Annotated in this window: 23 protein-coding genes; 20 read left to right on the plus strand and 3 right to left on the minus strand. The window is 67.2% G+C overall.

The features are described 5' to 3' along the window. Window positions 1–117: 117 nt before the first annotated feature. From ACIA5H_RS22395 to ACIA5H_RS22450, 12 genes are all read left to right on the plus strand, one after another. Window positions 118–927: an MlaE family ABC transporter permease gene (locus ACIA5H_RS22395; RefSeq protein WP_397077333.1), complete on the plus strand. Its 810-nt coding sequence runs from the start codon at window positions 118–120 to the stop codon at window positions 925–927. A 2-nt stretch (window positions 928–929) separates the two neighbouring features. Further along, on the plus strand, window positions 930–1793 hold the full coding sequence (locus tag ACIA5H_RS22400) for an ABC transporter permease (protein ID WP_356961971.1): 864 nt from the start codon (window positions 930–932) through the stop codon (window positions 1791–1793). A gap of 8 nt (window positions 1794–1801) precedes the next feature. Beyond that, on the plus strand, window positions 1802–3250 hold the full coding sequence (locus ACIA5H_RS22405) for an MlaD family protein (protein ID WP_397077248.1): 1449 nt from the start codon (window positions 1802–1804) through the stop codon (window positions 3248–3250). Then, window positions 3247–4269: an MlaD family protein gene (locus ACIA5H_RS22410; RefSeq protein WP_397077249.1), complete on the plus strand. Its 1023-nt coding sequence runs from the start codon at window positions 3247–3249 to the stop codon at window positions 4267–4269. Before ACIA5H_RS22405 ends, ACIA5H_RS22410 begins: the two co-directional genes overlap by 4 nt. Further along, window positions 4266–5279: an MCE family protein gene (locus tag ACIA5H_RS22415; protein ID WP_397077250.1), complete on the plus strand. Its 1014-nt coding sequence runs from the start codon at window positions 4266–4268 to the stop codon at window positions 5277–5279. The genes ACIA5H_RS22410 and ACIA5H_RS22415 overlap by 4 nt, the downstream gene beginning before the upstream one ends. Continuing rightward, window positions 5279–6379 carry an MCE family protein gene (locus tag ACIA5H_RS22420; protein WP_397077251.1) on the plus strand — a complete coding sequence of 367 codons (1101 nt, stop codon included), beginning with the start codon at window positions 5279–5281 and terminating at the stop codon, window positions 6377–6379. Before ACIA5H_RS22415 ends, ACIA5H_RS22420 begins: the two co-directional genes overlap by 1 nt. Then, window positions 6376–7506: an MCE family protein gene (locus ACIA5H_RS22425; RefSeq protein WP_397077252.1), complete on the plus strand. Its 1131-nt coding sequence runs from the start codon at window positions 6376–6378 to the stop codon at window positions 7504–7506. The genes ACIA5H_RS22420 and ACIA5H_RS22425 overlap by 4 nt, the downstream gene beginning before the upstream one ends. Next, window positions 7503–8681 (plus strand): MCE family protein, encoded by a 1179-nt coding sequence (locus ACIA5H_RS22430; RefSeq protein WP_397077253.1) that lies wholly within the window; start codon window positions 7503–7505, stop codon window positions 8679–8681. The genes ACIA5H_RS22425 and ACIA5H_RS22430 overlap by 4 nt, the downstream gene beginning before the upstream one ends. 10 nt (window positions 8682–8691) lie before the next feature. Further along, window positions 8692–9381, plus strand: coding sequence for a hypothetical protein (locus ACIA5H_RS22435; RefSeq protein WP_397077254.1), 690 nt, complete (start codon window positions 8692–8694; stop codon window positions 9379–9381). 10 nt (window positions 9382–9391) lie between these two features. After that, on the plus strand, window positions 9392–10642 hold the full coding sequence (locus ACIA5H_RS22440; RefSeq protein WP_397077255.1) for a TetR/AcrR family transcriptional regulator: 1251 nt from the start codon (window positions 9392–9394) through the stop codon (window positions 10640–10642). 197 nt (window positions 10643–10839) lie between these two features. Further along, window positions 10840–11112: a hypothetical protein gene (locus ACIA5H_RS22445; protein WP_397077256.1), complete on the plus strand. Its 273-nt coding sequence runs from the start codon at window positions 10840–10842 to the stop codon at window positions 11110–11112. Beyond that, entirely contained in the window at window positions 11109–12017 is a 909-nt protein-coding gene (locus ACIA5H_RS22450; RefSeq protein ID WP_397077257.1) for an oxygenase MpaB family protein, read from the plus strand. Before ACIA5H_RS22445 ends, ACIA5H_RS22450 begins: the two co-directional genes overlap by 4 nt. A gap of 189 nt (window positions 12018–12206) precedes the next feature. On the opposite strand, the gene ACIA5H_RS22455 is transcribed toward ACIA5H_RS22450, so the two are convergent. Continuing rightward, window positions 12207–13082 (minus strand): alpha/beta fold hydrolase, encoded by an 876-nt coding sequence (locus tag ACIA5H_RS22455; protein WP_397077258.1) that lies wholly within the window; start codon window positions 13080–13082, stop codon window positions 12207–12209. A 95-nt stretch (window positions 13083–13177) separates the two neighbouring features. On the opposite strand from ACIA5H_RS22455, the gene ACIA5H_RS22460 reads away from it, so the two are divergent. Then, the gene (locus ACIA5H_RS22460; RefSeq protein WP_379251777.1) at window positions 13178–13567 is read left to right on the plus strand and encodes a winged helix-turn-helix transcriptional regulator; all 390 of its coding nucleotides are present in this window, start codon (window positions 13178–13180) and stop codon (window positions 13565–13567) included. 35 nt (window positions 13568–13602) lie between these two features. Here ACIA5H_RS22460 and ACIA5H_RS22465 read toward each other — a convergent pair whose 3' ends face one another. Beyond that, on the minus strand, window positions 13603–14268 hold the full coding sequence (locus tag ACIA5H_RS22465) for a PAS and ANTAR domain-containing protein (RefSeq protein ID WP_379251776.1): 666 nt from the start codon (window positions 14266–14268) through the stop codon (window positions 13603–13605). Between the two features lie 202 nt (window positions 14269–14470). Here ACIA5H_RS22465 and ACIA5H_RS22470 point away from each other — a divergent pair, with 202 nt between their 5' ends. The 7 genes from ACIA5H_RS22470 (at window position 14471) to ACIA5H_RS22500 (ending at window position 22208) form a co-directional block, all read left to right on the plus strand. Further along, window positions 14471–14665, plus strand: coding sequence for a hypothetical protein (locus ACIA5H_RS22470; protein ID WP_397077259.1), 195 nt, complete (start codon window positions 14471–14473; stop codon window positions 14663–14665). 171 nt (window positions 14666–14836) lie between these two features. Continuing rightward, entirely contained in the window at window positions 14837–15580 is a 744-nt protein-coding gene (locus ACIA5H_RS22475; protein ID WP_397077260.1) for an APC family permease, read from the plus strand. A gap of 178 nt (window positions 15581–15758) precedes the next feature. Further along, window positions 15759–16304, plus strand: a complete 546-nt coding sequence (locus ACIA5H_RS22480) for a hypothetical protein (protein WP_355077465.1) — start codon at window positions 15759–15761, stop codon at window positions 16302–16304. Window positions 16305–16460: 156 nt separating this feature from the next. Beyond that, on the plus strand, window positions 16461–17519 hold the full coding sequence (locus tag ACIA5H_RS22485; RefSeq protein WP_397077261.1) for a TIGR03617 family F420-dependent LLM class oxidoreductase: 1059 nt from the start codon (window positions 16461–16463) through the stop codon (window positions 17517–17519). 84 nt (window positions 17520–17603) lie between these two features. Beyond that, window positions 17604–19916 (plus strand): arylsulfatase, encoded by a 2313-nt coding sequence (locus ACIA5H_RS22490; RefSeq protein WP_397077262.1) that lies wholly within the window; start codon window positions 17604–17606, stop codon window positions 19914–19916. Between the two features lie 463 nt (window positions 19917–20379). Then, the gene (locus ACIA5H_RS22495) at window positions 20380–21090 is read left to right on the plus strand and encodes a hypothetical protein (RefSeq protein ID WP_379251770.1); all 711 of its coding nucleotides are present in this window, start codon (window positions 20380–20382) and stop codon (window positions 21088–21090) included. 107 nt (window positions 21091–21197) lie between these two features. After that, window positions 21198–22208: a DNA topoisomerase IB gene (locus ACIA5H_RS22500; protein ID WP_379251917.1), complete on the plus strand. Its 1011-nt coding sequence runs from the start codon at window positions 21198–21200 to the stop codon at window positions 22206–22208. Between the two features lie 40 nt (window positions 22209–22248). Here ACIA5H_RS22500 and ACIA5H_RS22505 read toward each other — a convergent pair whose 3' ends face one another. Further along, on the minus strand, window positions 22249–23451 hold the full coding sequence (locus tag ACIA5H_RS22505; RefSeq protein WP_397077263.1) for an AI-2E family transporter: 1203 nt from the start codon (window positions 23449–23451) through the stop codon (window positions 22249–22251). Window positions 23452–23562 lie beyond the last annotated feature (111 nt).

Consider the following 23562-nt stretch of genomic DNA (forward strand, 5'->3'; position numbering starts at 1 on the left):
AGGGGCGGCCGCCGGCGCGGTGGACGAGAAATCGGAAAGGAACGGCTACCGGTGACTGCCTCGTTGCGAACGCCAGCCGACAAGCAACCGCCATTGGAACCGGGCGAGCTCGGGAAGATGATCGACAGCGCTTCGGGCTTGTGGCGGCGCCACCCCCAGCGGTCGCTGGAAACACTGGGCAGGCAGGTCACTCTGGGCCGCGAAGCCTTCGTCCAGCTGTTCGTCTCACTGGTGCGGGGACGATTCCCGTACCGGGAATTCATCAAGCAGTGCGCCTTCATGGCCAACGTGTCGGCGGCGCCGACGGTATTCGTGGCCATCCCGATCGCCGTCGTGGTCTCCATCCAGGTCGGCGCGCTCGTGAATCAAGTCGGCGCAACGACATTCATCGGCGCGGTCGCCGGATTGGGCATCATCCGCCAGGGCGCTCCGCTGGTGTCGGCGTTGATGGTCGCCGGTGCGGTCGGTTCGGCGATCTGTGCCGATCTGGGATCGCGAACCATCCGGGAAGAGATCGACGCGATGATGGTGATGGGCGTCGATCCGGTACGCCGCCTGGTCGCGCCCCGGCTCGCCGCGGCGGTGCTGGTGAGCGTCCTGCTCTGCGGATTCGTCGTGTTCGTCGGATTCGCCACCGCGTACATGTTCAACGTGTACGCCCAATCCGGTACGCCGGGCTCGTTCATCAGCTCGTTCGCGTCCTTCGCGGTGGCGAACGATCTGATCATCGCCTTGGTCAAGGCCGCGATCTTCGGTGTGCTGACCGCGGTCATCGCCTGTGATATCGGCTTGCACGCGCACGGCGGCCCTGGCGGTGTCGCGAACGCGGTGAACTCGGCGGTGGTCAGCTCGGCGCTGATGTTGTTCGCCACCAACATCATTCTCACTCAGCTGTACAACACGCTCTTTCCGGCGAAGGTGGTGTGAGCATGGCGAGCAGCTACACACCTCCGGCGCTGCGGCCCCTGCATGCCGCCGGGAAAGTCGCGCTGGCGCCTGTGCACGCCAATCAGCGCGTGGGGCATCAGGCCATCACGTTCTTCCAGGCGCTGATCGCCATCCCGTTCGTCCTGAAGCACTATCGCCGTGAGGTGGCCCGGCTGACGGCCGATGTCGGCTGGGGCAACGGCTCGCTCATCGTGGGCGGCGGCACGATCGGTGTGGTCGTCATCCTGTGCGCGTTCGGCGGCATCATCGTCGGCATGGAGTCGTTCACGGCTCTGAATCTGCTGACGATGTCTCCGCTCACCGGAGCGATCTCCGGATTCGCGACCACTCGCGAACTCGCGCCGATCCTGGCGACCTTGGCTTTCGCCATCCAGGCGGGATGCCGGTTCACCGCTCAACTGGGCTCGATGCGCATCTCCGAGGAGATCGACGCGCTGGAATCCATCGCCATCCGCCCGCTGCCGTATCTGATCAGCACCCGCATGATCGCCGCGACCCTGACCATCATCCCGCTCTACAGCATCGGGCTCGCCACCGCCTACCTGGCCACCAAGATCACGGTGCTGTTCTTGGGCGGCACGGCGGCGGGCACCTACGATCACTACTTCTTCCAGTTCCTGATCGGCCCGGACGTCTTCTTCTCGCTGCTCAAAGTAGTGGTGTTCGTGCTGCTTTCGACGTTCATCCAGTGTTACCACGGCTACGTCGCCACCGGTGGCCCGGAAGGCGTCGGGGTCGCGGCCGGGCGCGCCATCAAGATGGTGATCGTCGTGATGGTGTTCGCGAATCTCTTTCTCACGCTGACGATCTGGGGCATCGATCCCGGATTCCGGATCTCGGGGTAAGGCCGACGATGATTCTTGACCCCAGTGGTCGCGGACCGACCGCGAGACAGCTGACCCTCGCCGGGTTGGCGGTGCTGACGACGGTAGCGGTCCTGCTGTACCTGCTCGCGCTGCGCTACACCGGCTACTTCGAGGACAAGGTCCCGGTGACCGTGGAGCTCACCAGCACCGGCGACGGCTTGCCCGGGCGGGCGGACGTCAAATTCCGCGGCATGGTCGTCGGCCGGGTGGTCGCGGTGGACGTGGTGGCCCGCGGCGCCCGGCAGCAGGCGCGCGTGGATCTGAAACCGGGTGTCGCCTCGACCATTCCGGTGAACGTGACGGCCAGGGTGATCCCGAACAACCTGTTCGGCGTCACGGCGATCGAATTCGTCGACAACGGCCCTGAACCGAGAACGCTGCGCGCAGGCGCCACCATCGCGGAGGACACCAGCAGCGAGACGGTGGCGTTGCAGACGACGTTGAATGTGCTGCGGAACGTGCTCGAGAACATCCAACCGGAGAAATTGGGCCGGGTGCTGGCCACTCTCGCGGCCGCGCTGGATCCCGCGGCGCGTGCGCCCGGCTCGACGGTGGAGCGCCTGGACAACTGGCTGACCGAAATTCGGGCGACGCCCGGCATCGACGCGCTGCTCGGTGACCTCGGGCGGGCATCGATCGCGTTGAGCCAGTCGGCTCCCGAACTGGTCGGGGTGCTGTCGGAGTCGGTGACCACCGCCCGCACGCTGGCCGAACGACGGTCGAAGCTCATCGACTTGCTGGCCACCGGTAACGCGACGGTCGACTCGGTCAACGCACTGTTCGCCCGCAACCCCGACGCGGGCAAGTTCCTCGTGTCCGGTCTGGACGATCTGTTCGGCGGGTTGGCCGAGGATCCCGAGGCCATCCCGTACACGGCCGCGAATCTGAACGTGGCCCTGCGACGGCTGGCGACCACGTTCCACTTCGGTCCGTCCAAACAGATGGTGTGGAAGATGGATGTCTCGTTCACGCCGTTCCAGCAGTACACGGCGAAGGACTGCCCGCACTACGGCGACCAGTACGGTCCCCGCTGCGGAGGCGCCACGGTGCCCGAGGTGGCGCCGGAGCAGAACTACCCGCCGCAGCTGATGCCGAAGTGGCTCGACGCGGCGGGGCCCGCGCCCGTGCCGGTCGCGCCCACGCCGCTGGGCGCGATGGGACTGGTGCTGCCGGGCCTGCCCGCCATACCCGGTCTCCCGTTCATCCCGGGTCTGCCGTCCGTCCCCGGCCTTTCGCCGAGCGCCGTGGCACCCGGCGAGCCCGGCCCGCAGAGTCCGGGCCCCGAGGCGGGGCCCATCGCGCTGCGCGGTTCCGACGCCGTTGCGGCGATCGTGGGAGCGCGGCCGACCGTGGCCCAGTACCTGCTGCTGACTCCGGTGCTGGCGGGCGGATCGGTCACCGTGACCGCCGCCGACGAGGGAGGGGCGCGCCGATGAGATCAGGCAAGGCGCTGGCGGGATTCAGCTTGTTCGCGGTGCTGGCGGTCGCGCTCACCGTCACCATCTGGTCCACGTTGCAGCGATCGGTCACCGGGGATACCCAGCGCTACTCGGCGGTCTTCTCCGACGTGCTCGGCCTGCGCGTCGGGGACGACGTACGCATGGCAGGCGTGCGGGTCGGTCGCGTGGACAAGATCGACTTCACCGACGGCTACCGCGCCGAGGTGGAGTTCCGGATCGATGCGCGCCAGCATCTCACCACCACGACGAAGGCGCTGGTGCGCTACCAGAATCTGATCGGTCAGCGCTATATCGCCCTGGCGCCGGGCAAGGAAGCGGGCGCCGTCGTCGCGGCGGGCGCGCGGATTCCGCTGGAGCGAACCGAACCGTCGTTCGACGTGTCCGCGTTGTTGTCCGGCTTCGAGCCGTTGTTCAGCGTGCTGCAACCCGATCAGGTCAATTCCCTGTCCGAGACGTTGATCCAGGCCCTGCAAGGCAACCAGGTGTCGCTCAGCAGCCTGATCACCCAAGCCGCGGATCTGGCGGGCACTTTCGGGCAGCGGGATAAGATCCTGGGGGAGGTCCTGAGCAACCTGAGCTCCGTGATCGGCGGCCTGGCCAATCGCAGCGGCGAGCTGGAGACGCTGCTCACCCAGGCCAGGGCGCTGGTCGAGGCGCTCTACTCGCAAGGCGAGAGTCTGAAGCAGTCGGTGGACCGCGTCGCGCACACGACCGACTCGCTGACCCAGCTGATCATGCAGGTCAAGCCGGGTTTGTCGAAGGCGCAGAACGATGCCACCACAGGTGTGGCGTTGCTGCTGCTCAACGGCGCTTCCTTGGACCGGGCTGCGGTCGAACTGCCCGCCGTACTCAACGGCGTCGCGCGCTTCACCAGCAACGGCGCCTACGGCAACGCGTATTTGTGCAGCCTCGACGTGTCGTTGTGGGGCGTGCTGTTGCCTCCGGGACTGTTCTCCCAGGTGGGCGGCAACTCGCATTCGGAGGTGTGCCGATGAGCAAGCGCATTCCGTGGCCGGGCTTCCTGCGGAACCGGTATCTGCGACTCGGCCTGATCGCCGCCGCGACGGTGGCCGCTCTGTTGATCGGCTCCAGTGTCCTGACCCAGGCCCGGTTGGGCGACAAGACGATTCACGCCGAATTCGCCCAGGCCGCGGGTTTACGTCCCGGTGCGACGGTGGACGTGTCGGGAATCGAAGTGGGTGCGGTGCGCGCGGTCCGTCTCGAAGGCGCCAAGGTCGTGGTCGATCTCAAAGTGCGTCGCGATCTCCGTCTCGGCCCCGACGCGCGTGCGGCGATCAAGATGTCGACGATTCTCGGCCGCCTGCACGTGGACCTGGTGCCAGGAGACGGAAAGGGCCTGCCGGGCAATCGCATCCGCATCGAGAACACGTCGGTGCCGTACAACCTGAGCAAGGTCATCCAGGACCCGAAGTACCAGAACTCCTTCGAACGCATCGAACGCCTCGATCCGCAGAAGCTACGCCAGGCGCTCGACCTGGTCGACCAGCAGATGGGGGATTCCCCGCAGCTGGCGGTCCAGGCGCTCGACAGCATCGGCGCGCTCGCCAAGGTCGTGACCGATCGCCGCGACGAAGTGGATTCGCTGCTGAAGAGCATGGACCAGGTGTCCCAGCTGGTCTCGGACAACCAGAACAGCGTGCTGTTGATGTTGACCCGCGGCGAGGCGATCGGCAACGCCGTCCAGCAGCGACAGGATCTGTTGAAACAGTTGCTCGACAACGTCGCGGCCCTGTCGAGATTGCTCCAGGAGATGGGTCTGGAGAACAACGGCCAGCTCGGGCCGCTGATCCACGACCTGAACACCATGTCCGAGGGATTGGTCAAGAACCGCGACAATCTGGACCGGCTCTACGAGAACATGCCGATCGCTCTGCGGCAGTTCAACAACGCCGTCGGCAACGGTCCGTACGGCGACGTCTGGGCGCCGTGGTTCTTCCCGGACAACTGGCTGTGCTTCGCTCGAGCCGTACAGGGGTGCAATTGATGAGAACACGACGATTCGCGCAGCTCGGCGTGCTGGTCGTGGCCGCGCTGGTCACCGCGAGTTGCGCGCTCGTACCGGACAGCCTGACCGCGCTGCCGAGGCAGTACCTCGGCGAGCGCATCCGCATCAGCGCCGATTTCGAGAACGTCGCCGGGCTGTACGCGGGCAACGAGGTCGCGGTGCTGGGCGTTCCGGTCGGCCGGGTCGACACCGTGGAGGCCAAGGGCAGCTACGTCCAGGTCACCATGAGCCTGGAACAGGGAACCAAGGTCCCGGCCGATGCCATCGCCGCCTTGGTGTCGCCGCAGCTGATCACCAATCGGCATGTCGAACTCGCCCCCGCGTACAGCGGGGACGGGCCGCTGCTCACCGACGGGACGCACATCCCGCTGGCCAGGACGCGCACACCGGTCGAACTCGACCGCATCCTGCAGAATTTCGACCAGCTCGGCGCCGCGCTCAAAGGCGACGACCGGAACGGTCCGATGGCCAGCCGTGTCCTGTTCCCGCTCTTGGACGGCAACGGCGACAGACTGCGCGCGACCCTGGACGCGCTGTCCTCGGCGTTCGAGGTGACCTTCGCCAACAAGGACCAGATCTCGAACACGATCATCAAACTCAACGAGATCACGCAGATCATCGCCCAGAACGACCAGACGGTACGTGATTTCAGCGGCCGCCTCACCGAACTGGTGCAGCTGATGGGCGACCAGGCGCCCGGTCTGCAGGCGGTGCTGCGGCAGTTGGACCAGTTCGTCGCCAACACCGCCACGCTGGTCGGCGAGAACTCCGATCAGCTCGCCGGTGCGCTGGAGCGATTCACGACCATCACCGAACAGATGCGGGCCAACGCCCGCGGCCTCACCGAGATCGTCGACGTCGGGCCGTTGCTGTTCGAGAACTTGTCCAACGCGGTCAGCCGGGAGCACCAAGCGCTGCGCCTGCACGCGCTGACCGACAAGGTCCTGCTCGACAACGAGGTCGTGTCCCAGTTCTGCGAACGCGTCCAGATGCGCCTGGATGGCTGCCGCACCGGGAAGATCCAGGACTTCGGGCCCGACTTCGGCCTCACCGCGGCACTACTGGGGATTTCGAAATGATCGGAACGAACCCGCTTCGACGCACCGCGGTGGCGGCGGCGTTGGTCGCGGTCATGGGCACCGCGACCGGCTGCGGCGTGACGGTGGCGAATCTGCCGATGCCCAAACCGGGTATCGGAGCCCCCGGCTACACCATTCGCGCTGCCTTCCGTGACGCGCTCAATCTGCCCGATCACGCGCACGTGAAGATCGGTGGCACCGATATCGGCGTCGTCACCGCGATCAGCACGACCAACTTCATCGCGGAGGTGGAAATGCTGATCAGGGAGGACATCCAGCTGCCACGCGGTACCACCGCGGAGTTGCGTCAGGCGACGCCGCTCGGCGACATCTTCGTCGCGATGACGTTGCCCGCGGCCACATCCGGCGGCGAGAATCTGCGCGCCGGTGACGTCATCGGAACCGAGCACACGTCGGCCGCCGCGTCCGTCGAGCAGCTGATGATGTCGGTCTCGATGTTGATCAACGGCGGCGGCATCAACCAGGCCGCGAAGATCACCTCCGAGATGGATTCGATGTTCGCGGGCCGCGCGTCGCAACTCGCGCACCTGCTCAGCGAACTGACCGGTGTCATCGCCGCGCTGAATCAGCGCACCGGCGACATCGACAGCGTCCTGACCGGCCTCAATGTGCTCACCGGTGAATTGGCCAGGCGGAAGGCCGAGTTGGGCGACGCCGCGGATACCTTCCCGGGGCTGCTGGCTCTGCTCGCGGAGAACAACCAGTCCATCGTGGACCTGCTCGACAAAGTCTCGACCACGATGACCGCGCTCGGCGATTTCACCGAGACGACCGGCCCGCAGGCGGTCAGCTTGTTCGACAGCATCCAGCGGTTGATGGCGGGTTTCACCCAGATGGGCGACGACCTGGACGGAACGTTGAACGGCCTGCACACCATCTATCCCTCGCTGATGGCGAGCCTCGACGGGCCCGCCCTGGCCGTCGCCGCGACGGTGTCCTACCTCAGCGTCGGGGCCTTGACCGATCCCAGCGGCAGTAGGCTGCCCGAGATCGGCGACGTGCCCGCGTTCATCGGCAGCTTGGCGCAGGTGATCGAGAAGGTGATCGGCCGGGTCACCAGTCCGCCACAGCAACCTCAGCAGCCCCAGCAAGGAGGAGAGCGATGAATCCCCCCTTGTGGCGATGGCTGGTCCGCCGCCGTGTCGCGGTGGCGAACTTCGGATTGATCGTGGTGCTGATCCTCGGCGCGGCCTATCTCGGCGCCGAAGTCCTGCGGTTCGATCCGCTACGCGACGACTACACGGTGACTGTGGAGTTGCAGTCGTCCGGTGGCTTGTCGGCGGGCAACGACGTCACCTTCCGCGGCACCAGGGTCGGCAAGGTCCGCGAGGTGAAAGTCGCGGGCAGCGGCGTCGCGGCCGTGGCCGAGATCGACTCCGCTGCCGAGATTCCCGTGGGCGGCACGGTCGCCGTCGGCCGGTTGTCGGCGGCGGGCGAGCAGTACCTGGACTTCCGCCCGGATTCCGACACCGGCCCCTACCTCACCGACGGCGCGCTGGTGGAACGCTCCCAGACGACCGTGCCGGTGAGCGTGCAGTCGGTGCTGACCGATCTCAGCGGCTTCATCGGGGGATTGAACCCGGACCGGTTGAACGTGATCGTCGACGAACTCGACAAGGCGCTGGCCGGAGGCCCCGACCAGTTGCGCAACATGGTGTCGGGCATCAGTCGCGCCATGGCCGGGCTGACCGACCTGCTGCCGCAGACACGTCAGCTGATCGAAAACCTCGAAGTGATCGCGGAGACGACCTCGCATGCGCAACCGGACCTCGCGACACTCACGCGCACGGGCGGCGTGCTGTTCGAGCAGCTGACCGCGGCGGATCTGGAAGTACGTCACCTCCTGGACGAAGGGCCCGCCCAGCTCAGCACGCTCGGCGGCTTCGTGTCCCGCACCCAGGATCCCATCACGAACCTGGTGACGAACTTCGTCGCGATCACCAAGGCGGCCAAGCTGCGCGCCCCGGCGATCGCGGCACTGTTCCCCGCGTTGCGGGTCGGCTCGGAGGCGCTGGGCATACCCGCCCACGACAACGCCTTCTACACCCTGGTCGACATCTGGCCGCGCCCCACATGCGAATACGACACCATCCCGGTGGTGCCCACGGACAAGATGACCGACACCCGAGTCCGGCTCTACAACTACTGCGTCACCAACGATCCCGCCCTGCAGGTGCGTGGTTCGGCGAACGCGCCGCGTCCCGGCATTCCGGACAACGGGGCCGCCCGGCCGCCCGGTGTCCATGGCGACGAACTGTCCCGCCCGGTCCCCGGCAACTAGGAGATTTCCGATGAAGAGTGAAGACGTCGATCCGCCCGCCGAAACCGGCTCGCCCGCAACGCAAGCGGATGAGAAGGACGCCGAGTCCGTGCGCACCGACTCCGCGGGCACGACTGCGCCGGACGCGAATCCCGCCGGAACCGGCACAGCGAAATCCGGTGATCGGTGGCGCCGGCTGCGCGGTCTGCCGATCCGCCGTCCCGGTCCGATCGCCCTGCGTTCGGCGGCCGCGATCCTCGTGGGTGTGTCGGTGGCGTCGGCCGGTTACTGGTACGTCCAGGATCACAACAGCAAGAATCTGCTGGCGGCACAGGAAGACGCACGCGCCGCGGCCTGCCGGTACGCGCCCGTCCTGGCGAACTACGACTCGAAGAATCTCGACGCCTACTTCGCCGCCGTCAGCGACGGCGCCACCGGCGACTGGAAGAAACAATTCGAGTCCACCAGCACGGAGCTGCGTACGGTGCTCGGCGAAGGCCAGGTCACTTCGGCCACGCGCGACGTGCAGTGCGCGATTCGCGCCGGTGACGAACACTCCGCCGAAGCGATCGTGGTCATCGGCCAGACCATCACCAGTCTCGGCACCAAGGGCAAGCCCGCGCCGGGGCAATTGTCGATGGTGATGCGCTTGGAGAAGGTCGGGGACAGGTGGCTGGTGAACAAGGTCAACTCGCCGTTGACATTACCCGCGCAACCGTGACGCCGGTGCCGTGAAAAGCGCGAGAACAGAATCCGCCGAGCCCGGCTCGGAACGGGTGGTGCGCAGGCGCCCGCGCAACCGGCGGGCGCAGATCGCGGCCACGTCCGCCGCCGCGTTCGGGGCCCTCGGCTATCACGGCGTCAGCATGGAGGAGATCGCGGCCAAGGTCGGGATCAGCTCCGCGGCGCTGTATCGCCACTACCCCAGTAAGTATTCGCTGTTCCGCGAAGAGTTGCTCCGCTTGGGCCAGATCACCGTCGACGCGGTGACGCTTCCCGCCGAGGCCGAGAGCTGGAGCGCCGAGGCTCGATTGCGATACGTCATCGATGCGTTGATCGCCCAGGCCGTCACCAATCGCCCGACCGTGACTTCGGCGCGCTGGGAAGGCCGCTATCCGGACGACGAAGACGGCAAGACCCTCACCGATCAATTCGCGACCTCGATCACCGCGCTTCGCCGGCTGATCGCTGCGGTGCGCCCAGGGTTGAGCAAGCGAGACGAATTCGTCCGGCCGGTGGCGATACTCAGCATCGTCAGCAGCATCGGTGATCACCACGCCGCCCTGCCGACGAAATCGCTCGCGGCCCTGCTGGCCTCAGCCTGTTGGACGGTGGTGCACGCGGTGTTGCCGACTTTCGCCGAATCCCCCGTCGCGCAGCCGTCGACGGACCCGCCGACCCCTTTCAAACATCAGTTGTTGCTGGCGAAAGCCGTGGAACTGTTCCATGAGCGCGGATATCCGAATGTCAGCGTCGAGGACATCGCCGGCGCGGCGGACCTGGCCGCCGCGTCCGCGGTCTACCGCTACTACCGCAGCAAAAGCGACCTGTTGACCGCCGCTTTCCGTCGCGCCGCCGACCGGGTGGCGGACGCCATCGGTCCCGTCATCGCGTCTTCGGCCACTCCCTCCGCGGCGCTGACGGAATTGATCGCACTCTACGTCGCGGGCTCCTTCGCCGAGCGGGAACTGACATTCGTCTACTACACGGAGTTCTCGCACGTCCAGGCCGAAGAGCGAGTCGTGTTGCGCAACATTCAGCGTCTGTTGGTGGCCGAGTGGGGCAAACTGCTGGTCGCCGTGCGCTCCGATCTCTCCGAAGCGCAAGCGCGAATTCTCGTGCACGCCGCGTTCGGTCTGGTCGTCGACCTCGGCAGGGCTCTGGGCGACGGCAGGCACGGCTGTCCGCAGGATGCCGTGGCGCGCTTGATGCGGGTCATCTTGTTCGATACGGCGACACAGCCGCCCGGCGTGCGGAAATGAGCGACCTGGCACGGCCAGTCCGGCGGCCTGGCGATCGATGTGAGACTCAGAACATGGGACCACATATGAGGTTATGAGCCCCGCCAAATATCGCCTTGGTTACTAGTTCTATTGCGTCATTAACTCAGCGCCGAGTAGAATCGCCAATAACATAAACACGGGTGACCGGTTCAGGTCATCGAACGCAGGAGAGTCCGATGCCCGCCGATGTTCTCGTGGAGGAGCGGCCGAAGTGGGAACGCGCCAGAGTCGGGCGTACTCCGGCTTCGGCGTCCGCGGGGCGTCGCGACACGGTCGGATCCGGACCGTCGACCGTCAGTCGGGTGCTGGGAGCGGAGTTGACCGTGTTCGAGTTCCTCGTCGTGCTCTCCGCCGCCGGGCTGGTGTTCGGCGGTGTCCGGCTGACGTCGGCGCGGCTGGTTCGCCTGGTCGCGCGACGCATGAACGCAGATGGAAGGACATCCCGATGACCGCAGTCGCTCATCAACCCGATCGCGACCACAGTGCGCCGCTGACGAAGGACTACACCCGCATCGGTATCAGCGTCACGCATCGGCCGTACACCAAGCGGCCGGTCAAACTCACCGACGCTCTGGACTTCTGGTCCTTCGCCGGCGCCGCGGCCAACGTTGTCATGCAGATGGCCCGGCCGGGCGTCGGCTACGGCGTGGCCGAAAGCAAGGTGGAGTCCGGCTCGCTGATGAAGCACCCGTGGAAACGGGCGCGCACGACCACGCAATATCTCGCGGTCGCCATCCTCGGTACCGAGGAAGAGCGCAGGGCATATCGCGAAGCGGTGAATGTGGCGCACCGGCAGGTGCATTCGGCCCCGGGTGCCGCCGTGAAGTACAACGCCTTCGACCGCAACCTCCAACTGTGGGTCGCCGCCTGCCTTTACATCGGTTTCGAGGACACCTACCAGCTGTTGCACGGGAGAATGAACGACGAGCAGGCCGAAGCGTTCTACACCTCGTCCTCCACTCTGGGCACCACCTTGCAGGTCACGGAGGACATGTGGCCCGCCACCCGCGCGGAATTCGACGAATATTGGAACACCGCGTGCGAGCAAGTCGTGCTGGACGACTACGTCCGGGGCTACCTCGAGAGCCTGCTGAATCTTCGCATGATCCACTGGTACCTGCGGCTGCCTTTCCGGAACCTGCTCCGGTTCCTCACCATCGGATTCCTGGCCCCGATTTTCCGGGAACAGCTCCGGGTCGAGTGGACCGACGCCGACCAGCGGAGGTTCGAGAACCTGTTCGTATTCGTTTCCTTTGTCAACCGCTTCATTCCGCGCTTCGTGCGGCACGGCGGATCGCACGCGCTGATGGTCGATCTGCGTCGGCGAATCCGCAAGCAGAAGAACCTCATATGAGTCCGTACAAGTTGCTCATTGAACCATTCCGCTCCCGCGGAACCCGGGTTTGGTGATTTCGCGTACAGCCCGGTACATTCGTCTTGTCAAACTACCGAGCGATCGGTGGATAGGCGCGAATACCCCCGAGCGAGCCCCGAACCGATATATACCGGTTCGGGGCTCGGTTGGTTTGTCCGCGCTTTCCCGTCAATCCGGCCGGAGTGCGGCCCCGCGGTCGTCGGCAAGAAAATCGCTGAGCAACGACACCAGTTCCGTCGGTGCGTGCAGCGGGATGATGTGCCCGCAACCCGGAATCTCGTGGTGGATCAGCACATCGGTGTTGGGAGCCAATTGCCGGGCCAGCGCGTCACCCACCGGGTGTGCGCCGACGGCCATGGTCGGCACCGTGAGCCGTGCGGTGGCCACCGCGTCGTGTATCTGCCGGGCGCTGGCCGACATCGCACGGTAGTGCGAGAACGCGCATCGCAACGCCTCCGGGTCGCCGTAGGCCTCGACGAAGGCGTCTCGAATCGGCCCGGGGACACCGTGGCCCAAAGTGCCCGCGGCCAGAAACCAGTCGATATACGCCGCCTCGTTTCCGGCGACGACCTTCTCCGCGAGGCCGGGCACCGCATGGAACCCGAACCACCAGGGCGGCCCGGCGGACAGGAAATCCTCGGCGCCGGGCAGCGTGCCCAGCAGCGATTCCATCAGCACCAGTCGCCGCACCCGGTGCTGGTACCGCATGGCCAGCAGAAAGGCGGGTGGCGTGCCCGCATCGATTCCGACCACCGCCGCGGTCGGCTCGCCGAGCGCGTCCAGCAGTCCTGCGGCGTCGACGGCCAGATTCCCCGCGTCGTAGCCGTCGGCCGCGCGCGTGCTCGCCCCGAGGCCGCGCAGATCCGGTGCGATCACTCGGCGCCCTCGCGCGAGCGGCCCGATCACCTCGGACCACAGCTGCCAGGTGTGCGGGAACCCGTGCAGCAACAGGACCGCGGGCCCACGTCCGGCGATCGCGACATTCACCTCGATGCCATTGGTCGCGATGCGGCGCAACGAGATCTCGGAAGACAGGGTGGTCATCACCTACTCCTGGTCACTATTGGTTATCAGGTGACCGTAGGTAGGCTGGGCGGCGCTGCCAAGACCGCACTTTCGAATCAGGTGGTGAGCTCGAGGTGACTACCGATCCCCGGCGTAAGCACGCCGAAGCCGCCGGTGACCTGTTCGATCCCGCCTGTCCGACCCGGCGGCTGCTCGACCGCATCGGCACGAAATGGGTCTCCATGGTGGTGAAACTGCTCGCCGAGGCCGCGCCCGGCGAGGTGCGCTTCGCCGAACTCCAGCGCCGCATGCCCGGCGTCTCGCAGAAGATGCTCTCTGTGACCCTCCGGAATCTGACCGGGGACGGGCTGGTCGCACGGCGCGTGGAACCCACTGTGCCGCCGCGCGTGTACTACCGGCTCACCGAACTCGGTATGTCGCTGGAAGTTCCGCTGGCGGCGCTACGCGCGTGGGCCGAAGCGCACATGGCCGAGATCGACCACGGCCGTCCGGACAACCACTGACACGACGGGGGAGTCGAGACCCCGACGACATCGGGTCAAGGGCAGCCCTGAACACGACGTTCGTCCGCGGTGAGCAGCACGTGGTCGAAGCGCGTGCGGGTCTGCACATCCGCACCGCCGAAATCGCTCAGCGCGGCCACGAGTTCCTCGGCCAGAACACGCAGTTTCGTATTCGTCTCTTGTGATCGCCAGGTGAGCACACGGAATGCCTGATCGGCCGAAATCCCGTACACCAGCATCAAGGCGCCCTTCGCCTGCTCGATCACTTCGCGGGCGGCGACCATCTCCGGCAGCGTGGCGTCGATGATCTCCTGGCGCTCCTCGTCGACGGTGTCGGTGACATCGATGTAGTACCCCGCCGTGCCGACCACCGCACCGGTGGCGTCACGCATCTGATCGCCGACGACCAGCACGTGGTGCGTGACGCCCGTGGTATCGACGATGCGGTGACGGCCGCTGAACGGCAGCCCGGTCCGCACCGCCGTCGCCAAAGTGTCGGCGACCTCCGCTCGGTCGTCCGGATGCTTGTGCGCCAGGACCAGTTCCGTCGTCGGTGTCACCTCACCCGGTGCGTACCCGTGCAGGGCCGCGACCTCCTCCGACCATTCCCAGCGTTGATCGGCGAACCAGAATTGGAAACTTCCCGTCCTTTTGGAGACGGGGACCGTGGGCACGGCCCCCGATGGCGCGTTGTCGTTCACTGATCCGGCATTCCCCGCCGCGTAATGGGTATGCGTGTGTACCGCGCAGGCGTGAACCGCCTCACGACGCCGCGACGCATCCGAGGGCGGCCGGGCGTCACAGCGGTGGAAGCACCTGCGCGACCATCGTGCCCTGGCGCGGGAAGACCGACCATGCGCGTCGCGGCTCCGGCAGCAGGCACACTGTGCGAGGCATTCGCGAATGTCACAGTGGCGTGGTCTGCTCCGTCTGCTCGGAGAGAACGCGGGGCGCGAGCGGCGAAGCAAGGAGCGGGAAGTGGACCATCTGCCGCCGCCGCTCCGGCTGGCCTGTATCGTGCCGGTCGCGGTGGCCGCGATGGTGTGGGTGATCATGCCGCTGCTGTCCCGGTGGTTCGCAGGGTGGTTGTCCCGCTGAGGATGTCGGTACCCATCGTCCGAATGTGATCGGCGCGCTTGTCGCTGCGAAATTATGCTGGGGCCGTGCGGATCGGACTGCGACGTCGGGTGTACCTGGGCGCCGAGTACGCGACACTGTTCTTCGGCGGAGCGACCGTCTACAACGCGGTGTCGCGCGGCAAGTTACGCGGTGAACAGCGACCGGGTCCGCAAGTCGGGCGCGGTGCTGGCCTTCTACTCTTTCGTCGGGTTCGAGACCTCGGTGAATCTGGCGGAGGAAGTCGCCGAGCCGCGCAGGTCCTATCCGCGCGCGCTGTTCGGGGCGCTGCTTACCGCCGGTGGCGTGTACCTGCTGATCGGCTTCGTGGCCGGTGCGGCGGTGCCCACCGATCGGCTGGCGAATTCGAGCGGTCCGCTGCTGGAGGTGGTGCGCCTGGCCGGTGGCGTCCCGGACGAGTTGTTCGCCGTGGTCGCCCTGGTGGCCGTCGCGAACGGGGCGCTGCTGACCGGCATCATGTCCTCGCGGCTGGCCTACGGCATGGCTCGCGAGGAGCTGCTTCCGCGCGCGCTGGGCCGGATTCTGCCGGGCCGCCGGACGCCGTGGGTGGCGATCGCCGTGACCGCGGCGGCGTCGTTGTCGCTCGCACTGACCGGCGAGGTGGCCTCCCTCGCCGAGACATTGGTGTTGTTGCTGCTGGTCGTTTTCGCGGCGGTCAATGCGTCGGCGCTGATCCTGCGGCGGGAGCCCGACGTGGACGAGCATTTTCGCGTGCCACGCGTCGTGCCTTGGCTGGGACTGGCCTCCTGTCTGTTCCTGTTCACCCGGATCGACGGGGTCGTGTGGTTGCGGGGTTGCGTTCTGATCGGCATCGGATTGCTGTTCGCCGCCGTGAACGCGGTTCGCGCGCATCGGTCCCAGCCGGACGGGCCATAACACTTTCTCGGCCGGGCGCGGCGCATGACGATTCGCTCTCCATTGCGCGGCGACACGGACAGGTCGTTGCACCTGGATGCGCCCGGTGGTACTTCTTCACGGCGCCATGGCGCCGATCGCAGTACGGAGATCGGATCGGTACCCCCTGAACTCGCCCCTGTCCCGGAGGTTCCACGCGATGACTTATCCAGTGCACGGCGGCTCCTCGCTCCGCAGCAGACTCCGCGGCTACACCCCGCGGCGGTACAACCGGCTCCCGGCGGCGCATCGCGTTCTCGCCGTCCCGAATCGTCCCAGCGAATGGCATCCGGGGATGCTGTGGTGGGATGCGAGCACAGTGCGCGTGACGTACCCACGGCCGGAGGCCACGGGGCGTTGGAACACCGTGCCGCACCTCGTGTTACCGGTCGACCACGGGCGTCTGGCCTTCTGTATCTCGTCGCATTCCAGCGAGGCTCGGCATCTGGCCCGCGAACCCCGGGTCATCGTGCAGGCCGCGGACTGGCGAGGTGCGCCGGCTCTCGGATCGCGGCAGCATCAGGGCACGGCCGAATTGCTTCGTACCGGGCCACTGTTCCACCAGGTGCGGACCGGTATGCAGACCAAATACGGACGATGGCTCGGCCTGGCGCGTCTGGGCCACAGACTGGCCATGGGCGCGGCGCCCTACGGCGACATCGTGGTCGTCGTCACCGTGAGCGAGAACTCGCTGCTCGGTACGTGACCTCACCCCTCGGAGTTCCGATGTCCGGCGGGGACATCGCGCGAAGCAGATCCGAGAGCGGTTCGCTCGAACTGGACACGTGCACAGAGCACTGTCCATACGATGGAATCGTCGTGTCGCGGAAAGCGTGACGCACCGAGACCGGCGGAGGTCGGCGTGAAGGTTCATGTGCAGGTCACCGGAGCGCCACCGCACGTCGCGGCCGACGCGCGAGCGCTGGCCGAGACCGGGGCCGACGGCCTGTTCACCTTCGAGGGCCCGCACGACGTGTTCTTTCCCCTCGTCGTCGCAGCCGGAGTGACATCCCTGGAACTGATGACGAACGTGGCGATCGCCGGGCCGCGTAGCCCGATGCATCTGGCCCACGCTGCCTACGATCTGCGGCTCTACAGCGAGGGACGGTTCCGGCTCGGGTTGGGCTCGCAGATCCGCGCCCATATCGAGAAGCGCTACGGCAGCAGTTGGGGCGCGCCCGCGGAGCGCACCGCGGAGAGCGTGGCGGCGGTGAAAGCGATCCTCGCCGCGTGGGAAGGGCGGGGCCCGTTGAACTTTCGCGGCAAGTACTACACGCACACGCTGATGCCGCCCACCTTCGACCCCGGGCCGAACCCGTTCGGTCCGCCTCCGGTGCTGATGGGCGCGCTCGGACCGGTGATGACGCGCAAGGCCGCGGAGGTCGCCGACGGACTGCTGGTGATGCCGTTCAACAGCGGGCGCCATTTCGCCGAGCGCACAATGCCCGCCGTCGCCGAGGGCCTGCGCCGGGCCGGGCGGACCGCGGACGGATTCCCGGTGATCGCTCAAGTCATGGTCGCGCTCGGGCGCACCGAGGAAGCTCTGACCGCCGCGATGGGCGGCGTGGGCTCGCTGATCGCGTTCTACGGGTCCACGCCCGCGTATCGTCCGGTCCTCGAAGTCGAGGGATGGGCGGCGCTGCACCCCAGACTCAACGCGCTGTCCAAGACGGGCGATTTCGCCGAGATGCGGGCGACGGTCACCGACGAGATGGTGCGCACGATCGGGGTGGCAGGCACACCGGAAGAGTGCGCGGCGCAGATCAGCGCCCGCTTCGGCGCCGGGATCGAAGAGGTGTGCTGCTACTTCCCCGGCTATACACCGGATGCGGCGGACGTCGCAGACTTGGTGCAAGCATTGCACCGGAGCGGTGCGGTGCGCCCGTCGCTCGACGCGGCCCAGGGCCGACAGCGAAGTTAGCAACCGCGGACCACCGGGTCATCCGTTCGGCGCACGATGCGCGATAGAGTGGTGACCCGGGCGAAGGTGGCTTTGACTGCACGAATGCCTGTTCCACCCCATGCTCGCGGCTATGACGACTTCGGCGGCTCCGTCGGCCGCACCACGGCAGATTCGACACCGGAGTGGAGCTATCCGCCCACCGCTCCCGAGGGAGCTCCCAACATCGTCGTGGTGCTGATCGACGACATGGGGTACAGCGACATCGGCCCGTTCGGCTCCGAGATCGAGACGCCGACGCTGGACCGCCTGGCCGCCGACGGCCTCCGGCTGACCAACTACCACACCACTCCGCTGTGCTCGCCGTCGCGCGCGTCGCTGCTGACCGGCATCAACGCCCACCGCGCCGGCTTCGGCTTCGTCGCCAACGCCGATCCCGGATATCCGGGGCTGCGCCTGGAACTGGCGGACGACGTGCTGACACTGCCGGAGATCCTGCGCGGCAACGGTTACGCCACCTATGCCGTCGGCAAATGGCACCTGGTGCGCGACGCCACGATGAACCCGGCCGCGCACCGGGATTCCTGGCCGACCCAGCGCGGCTTCGACCGCTACTACGGCTCGCTCGAGGGCCTCAACTCCTTCTACTACCCGAACCAGCTGGTGTCGGACTCCTCGGTCGTCGACATCGAGGAGTACCCGGAGGGGTACTACCTCACCGACGATCTGACCGACAAGGCCATCGCCTACCTCAAGGATCTGCGCGCGCACGACGCCACCAAGCCGTTCTTCTTGTACTTCGCGCACGTCGCCATGCACGGTCCGTTGCAGGCCAAGCCCGCGGACCTGGCCAAATACCGCGGCCGCTACGCGAAGGGGTGGGACGATCTGCGCAGGAGCCGGTTCGCCGCCCAACTCGCCCAGGGCCTCTTTCCCGCGGGCACCCAGCAGAAGCCCCGCAACACCGAGCCGGGTTACGAAGCGGCGGAGTGGGATTCGCTGACTCCCGCGCAGCAGCGGCGATTCGCGCGGTACATGGAGGTGTACGCGGGCATGGTCGACAGCATCGACCAGAGCCTGGGACGCCTCGTCGACACGCTCGAACAACTCGGCGAGCTCGACAACACCATCGTGGTGTTCACCTCGGACAACGGCGGCACCGCCGAGGGCGGGCCGGAAGGCACCCGCACCTACTTCGCGGAGTTCGCCCACATCACCGATCCGGACTGGATCGGCGACGTCCCGCACGACGAGGACCTGATCGGCACAGCGAAGCTGGGTGTCCACTATCCGCGCGGGTGGGGCCAGGCGTCCAATACGCCGTTCCGCTTCTACAAGGGCCAGACCTTCGCGGGCGGCGTACGCGTGCCGTTCGTGATCTCCTGGCCCAAGGGGCTGCCGCGCGGCGCGGGCGACAACGGCATCCGGCACGAGTACACCTACGTCACCGATCTCGCGCCGACCTTGCTGGAACTGGCCGGATTGCGGCGGCCGGGCGTACGCAACGGGCTGCCCGCCAAGGAGTTCGACGGCGTCTCGGCCGTGCGGACGCTGCGTGACCCCCATGCGGTGTCCGAGCACACCGAGCAGTACTCGGAGATGGTCGGCAATCGCGGCTTCTATCGCGACGGATGGAAACTGCTGTCGCTGTACGAGCCCGGGACCGATATCGATGAGCCGAGATGGCAGCTGTTCGACGTTCGCGCCGATCCGACGGAGCTGCACGATCTTTCCGAGCGGTTCCCGGAGAAGGTCGCGGAACTGGCCGCCGCATGGGACGAATCCGCCTGGGCGAATACCGTGTTCCCCTTGCTCACGCGCCAGGATCTGGCACGGCGGCGGCCGGAGGAGGACCGATTCGCCGCGCCTGTCCGGCTGCTGCCGGGCACCCCGACCCTGGAGCGGTATCGCTCGCAGCGATTGATCGCCTATCGGGACTTCGTCATCGAGGCGGAACTCGCCGGGTACGCGTCCGGCGACGAAGGGGTTCTCGTCGCGCACGGTGACCCGCTGGGCGGCTATGTGCTCTACCTCGAGAACGACCGGGTGACGTTCGGTGTCAACAGCTACGGCCGCTACGACAGCGTCACCACGCGCACCCTCGCGGAAGGAACGCGGCACATCACCGTGCGCGCCACGGTGCGGCCCCGGCTGCGGTGGGATTTCGTCATCGAGCTCGATGGCGTCCAGGTCGCGCGGCTGGTGGATCGAGTCCAGCTGGTCGGTATGTCGCCGTGGACGGGGATTTCCGTCGGCGTCGACGCTCGCGGTCCTGTGGCGTGGGAACTGCGCGAACGCCGCGGCACTTTCCGCTACACCGGTGTGCTGCGAGCTGTCACCTACACGCCCGGTCCGATCCAGGTGCCGCGCCGGACCATCGAGGCGGTGGAGCGTGAGGCGGAGTTCGTCGCCGAATGAACCTTTGTGGCCGGGCGTTGGTGCACCGGTTCGATCGACTGGCAGCGGCGAACATGTGCTCGGGGAAGGTGGGTGCATTCGGAGGGGATCGAGCGCACCCACCCTCGCGCCTCGGCGACAGCTGAGCAGCGGGCACAGCCGACGCGGGCAGCGTCGGGACTGACCGACGGAAACGAATGCGAAAACCCCCGGAAACCCCGACCCGTCACCGACCTTAACGCCGTCGGCCCGACAATGACAGAGAAACGTTTGCCTGAACCGGTTTTCAGGCGACTTCAGGCTGTCTTAAGCCTTCGCTTGCGAAGGTGATCTTCGTCTTCGAGATCACTATTCCCGCAGGAGGTTTTCCTATGAAAGTCGCTATTCGCCGTGTACTTCCCGGTCGGCGCGGGCTGCTCGCGGCGGCCGCCGTCGACGCGAACAGCGGGGCCGTGCTGGGCACGGTGCGGCAGGACTGACGGACATGGTTGTGCGCAAGATCGCCACGATATCGACGCTCGCTGTCGCGATTGCCTGCGTTCCGGCCGGAAACGTAGGCGCCGCGCCACCGGAAGCCGGTGGGCAAGCCGTGAACTACACCGCGACCGCTTCCGCCGAGAGCGTGGTCGTCCGGATCGACTCCGGCTCGTTGCAGGCCGAGAACGGAGTGTTCGCGATCGCGGCGAACGACGGCACCGTGCTCGCGGGCACGCCGCTGGAATTCCGTGTCGACGACTTCGTTTTCCCGATCGCGGCCGACATCGGCGGCCGGACCGCCACGCTCACACCGTTGTTCGACCTCCAGCACGCGGCGTACCGCCCGGTCGCCCTGCCGTTCGAGGACTCGGCGCGTTGGCGAACGCCGTATGAGCGGGAGGTCGCGGCATTCACCCGGCTGAAGGACACCATCGCGACGGGCGCCGCGATCGGCACCGTCGCCGGTGGCCTCGGTGGCGGCCTGGTCGGCTGCGTGCTCGGCGGCATCGCGGGAGCGACCGTCGCGGCCGCGACGATCGTCGGCATGTTCGGCCCGTTCATCCCGGCCGCCGCCGTCGGCTGTCTGGGCGGAATCCTGGCCGTGGGGGCTCTGGGCACACTCGCCGGTCAGCTCTTCGTCACCGCGCCGATCGCCGTTGCCGCTCTGGTGCAGTACTTCACCACCGTCAACCAGCCCTTCGTCCCGCCGGCCCCGTAACTCTCCGGCTGGATCACCGAACACGTGCCGCGCCGGGTCGTCCTGCCGGGTCCTGGCGCCTCGAACTGTTTCGCCTGTCCAGGACAGGGCAGCTATGTGATGTGAGCATACGATTGCGTCGTAGCCGACCGTACGACGGCGGACTGCGACGCGTCCGGCGTGGACGCGGGTTCGGCTATCGCACCGTGCACGGCGAACCGGTGCGGGACGACGCGACACTGGAGCGCGTCCGCGGGTTGGCGATTCCGCCGGCCTGGCGAAAGGTGTGGATCTGCGCGCACGAGAACGGTCACATCCAAGCCGTCGGCGTCGATGCCGCGGGCCGCCGCCAGTACCTGTACCACGAGCAGTGGCGCAAGGAGCGAGACGAGGAGAAGTTCGACCGGGTCCTGGCCTTGGCGGGCCGCCTGCCGGAGGTCCGCGCGCAGGTCCGGGAGGATCTCGCCCTGCGCGGCTCGGCCCGGCGGCGGGTGGAAGCGGTGGCGATCGATCTGGTGGATCGCGGAGTGTTCCGGGTCGGGGGCGAGGAGTACGCCGAGGAGCACGGCACCAGGGGAGTCGCGACATTGCTGCGCGAGCAGGTCCGGGTGTCGGGGGAGCAGATGCTCTTCGACTATCGCGCCAAGGGCGGTATCCGGCGACGAGTGAGCGTCCGAGACCCATTGCTGGCCAAAGCCGTTCGATCACTGCAGCGCGGCAGGACGGAATCCGATCGGCTCTTGGTGTACCGGGACGGCGACCGCTACGGCGAACTGCGCGCCGACGACATCAACGCGCGCTTCCAAGAACTCGCCGCCTGCGAGTGCAGCGTCAAAGACCTGCGCACCTGGCAGGCGACCGTCCTGGCCGCGGCCGCGCTCGGTTCGATCGAACGGCCGTCGAACCTGCGTGCGCGCAAGCGTGCGGTCCGGGAGGTCATGGACGAGGTCGCAGCCGCACTCGGCAATACCCCGGCCGTCGCCCAGGCGTCCTATGTCGATCCACGCGTGGTGACCGCCTTCGAGAACGGTACGACTGTCGCCGCGGCGCTGCGGCGCGCGAAGCGGGCCGGATCCGCCGACGCGGAGCGGGCGGTCATCGACAGCGCCGTCATCCGCATGCTGCGCCGGACACAGTGATACCGAGGTTACCGGGAATGTGGCCGCCACCCGGTCTCGCTCATCGCTCGTCGAGTGAGGGCAGGACGGTCTCGCGCATGATCAACAGGACGGCCGCGGCGACGGGGATGGCCAGCAACGCCCCGATGATCCCGAGCAACGCGCCACCGAGCAGCACCGCCACCACGGTCACGAGCGCGGGTACGTGCACCGCGCGGCCGATGATGCGTGGCACCAGAACGTAGTCCTCGAACAGGCGCAACGCGATGAAGAACGCGACGGTCGCCACCGCGACCGGCAGGGAGACGGTCAACGCGACCAGCGCGACGATCACCCCGGCGAGCGTCGAACCGACGATCGGGATCAGGTCGAGCACAGCTACCAGCACTGCCAGCAGCAGTGGGTACGGCACGTCGAAGATGAGCAGCCAGATGCCGGTCAGGACGGCGGTGATCAGCGAGATGACCAGGTTGCCCAGGATGTAGCCGCCGACCTTGGCGAAGATCTCGTCGCCGATCAGAATGGCGCGGGAGCGGCGCGAGTGGGGGAAGAGCCGGTAGACCGAAGCGCGCACGCGGGTGAAGTTCGCCATGAAGTAGGCGGTCAGCACCGCGATGACGACCGTGCTGCTGACGATCGAGAACACCGCGCGCCCGGCGTCCAGCACCCCGGTGGTCAAGCCGGAGGAGTCCGATTCGAGTGTTCGCCGCAGCCGGTCTTGCAGGTGGAATCGCTGGTCGAGGCTGCCGATGTAGGGATAGCGGTCGGCGAGGTGAGTGACGTAATCGGGCGCGTTGTGCGCGAGCGCCTCACCCTGCGTGACCAGCGGTGGTATCGCCGCGGCGAGGAATCCGGCGAACAGGCCGAGCCCGACCAGGTAGACGGTCGTCACCGCGGCCCAGCGCGGGAACCGGGGCCGTGCCAGCCGGGACACCAACGGCTCCATCCCGACGGCCAGGAACAACGCCACCACGATCAGGATCAGCGTCTGGCCCGCCGCGAGCACCGTGCGAATAGCGGCGTAGGTCACCGCGACACCGGCGGCTCCGGTCATCCCGATCATGAACGGCGAGCGCCGATCGAAGGGACGCCCGGGTCGGCCCAGGGGGAACTCCGCACTGCGCGCACGGGCGGCTTCGGCCTCGGCGGCGACGATCGGACCGGATTCGTCGGTGCCGTGGGGTTGTGCGATGTCGCCGCTGTGTCCGCTGTCCGCGGCATCGGGGGCGGGATGTTCTTCGTCGGGGGTGTCTCTTTCGGACATACCTTCCGTCCGATCCGTGGGTGTGCTGGCCCGGTATGGCAGTGCGCGATTTACCCGCTGTGCGGCCGCCCAAACACGGCGTCCGGAGCGGTGATGGCCGGTCTACGCGCC

The organism is Nocardia sp. NPDC051900 (genome assembly GCF_044452545.1).
GTDB classification, from domain to species: Bacteria; Actinomycetota; Actinomycetes; order Mycobacteriales; family Mycobacteriaceae; genus Nocardia; species Nocardia sichangensis.

Bases quoted from the DNA above. Each gene is read 5' to 3' on its own strand.
- ACIA5H_RS22395 (WP_397077333.1), top strand. From the start codon at position 118: ATGATCGACAGCGCTTCGGGCTTGTGGCGGCGCCACCCCCAGCGGTCG.
- ACIA5H_RS22400 (WP_356961971.1), top strand. From the start codon at position 930: ATGGCGAGCAGCTACACACCTCCGGCGCTGCGGCCCCTGCATGCCGCC.
- ACIA5H_RS22405 (WP_397077248.1), top strand. From the start codon at position 1,802: ATGATTCTTGACCCCAGTGGTCGCGGACCGACCGCGAGACAGCTGACC.
- ACIA5H_RS22410 (WP_397077249.1), top strand. From the start codon at position 3,247: ATGAGATCAGGCAAGGCGCTGGCGGGATTCAGCTTGTTCGCGGTGCTG.
- ACIA5H_RS22415 (WP_397077250.1), top strand. From the start codon at position 4,266: ATGAGCAAGCGCATTCCGTGGCCGGGCTTCCTGCGGAACCGGTATCTG.
- ACIA5H_RS22420 (WP_397077251.1), top strand. From the start codon at position 5,279: ATGAGAACACGACGATTCGCGCAGCTCGGCGTGCTGGTCGTGGCCGCG.
- ACIA5H_RS22425 (WP_397077252.1), top strand. From the start codon at position 6,376: ATGATCGGAACGAACCCGCTTCGACGCACCGCGGTGGCGGCGGCGTTG.
- ACIA5H_RS22430 (WP_397077253.1), top strand. From the start codon at position 7,503: ATGAATCCCCCCTTGTGGCGATGGCTGGTCCGCCGCCGTGTCGCGGTG.
- ACIA5H_RS22435 (WP_397077254.1), top strand. From the start codon at position 8,692: ATGAAGAGTGAAGACGTCGATCCGCCCGCCGAAACCGGCTCGCCCGCA.
- ACIA5H_RS22445 (WP_397077256.1), top strand. From the start codon at position 10,840: ATGCCCGCCGATGTTCTCGTGGAGGAGCGGCCGAAGTGGGAACGCGCC.
- ACIA5H_RS22450 (WP_397077257.1), top strand. From the start codon at position 11,109: ATGACCGCAGTCGCTCATCAACCCGATCGCGACCACAGTGCGCCGCTG.
- ACIA5H_RS22455 (WP_397077258.1), bottom strand. From the start codon at position 13,082: ATGACCACCCTGTCTTCCGAGATCTCGTTGCGCCGCATCGCGACCAAT.
- ACIA5H_RS22470 (WP_397077259.1), top strand. From the start codon at position 14,471: ATGTCACAGTGGCGTGGTCTGCTCCGTCTGCTCGGAGAGAACGCGGGG.
- ACIA5H_RS22480 (WP_355077465.1), top strand. From the start codon at position 15,759: ATGACTTATCCAGTGCACGGCGGCTCCTCGCTCCGCAGCAGACTCCGC.
- ACIA5H_RS22490 (WP_397077262.1), top strand. From the start codon at position 17,604: ATGCCTGTTCCACCCCATGCTCGCGGCTATGACGACTTCGGCGGCTCC.
- ACIA5H_RS22495 (WP_379251770.1), top strand. From the start codon at position 20,380: ATGGTTGTGCGCAAGATCGCCACGATATCGACGCTCGCTGTCGCGATT.
- ACIA5H_RS22505 (WP_397077263.1), bottom strand. From the start codon at position 23,451: ATGTCCGAAAGAGACACCCCCGACGAAGAACATCCCGCCCCCGATGCC.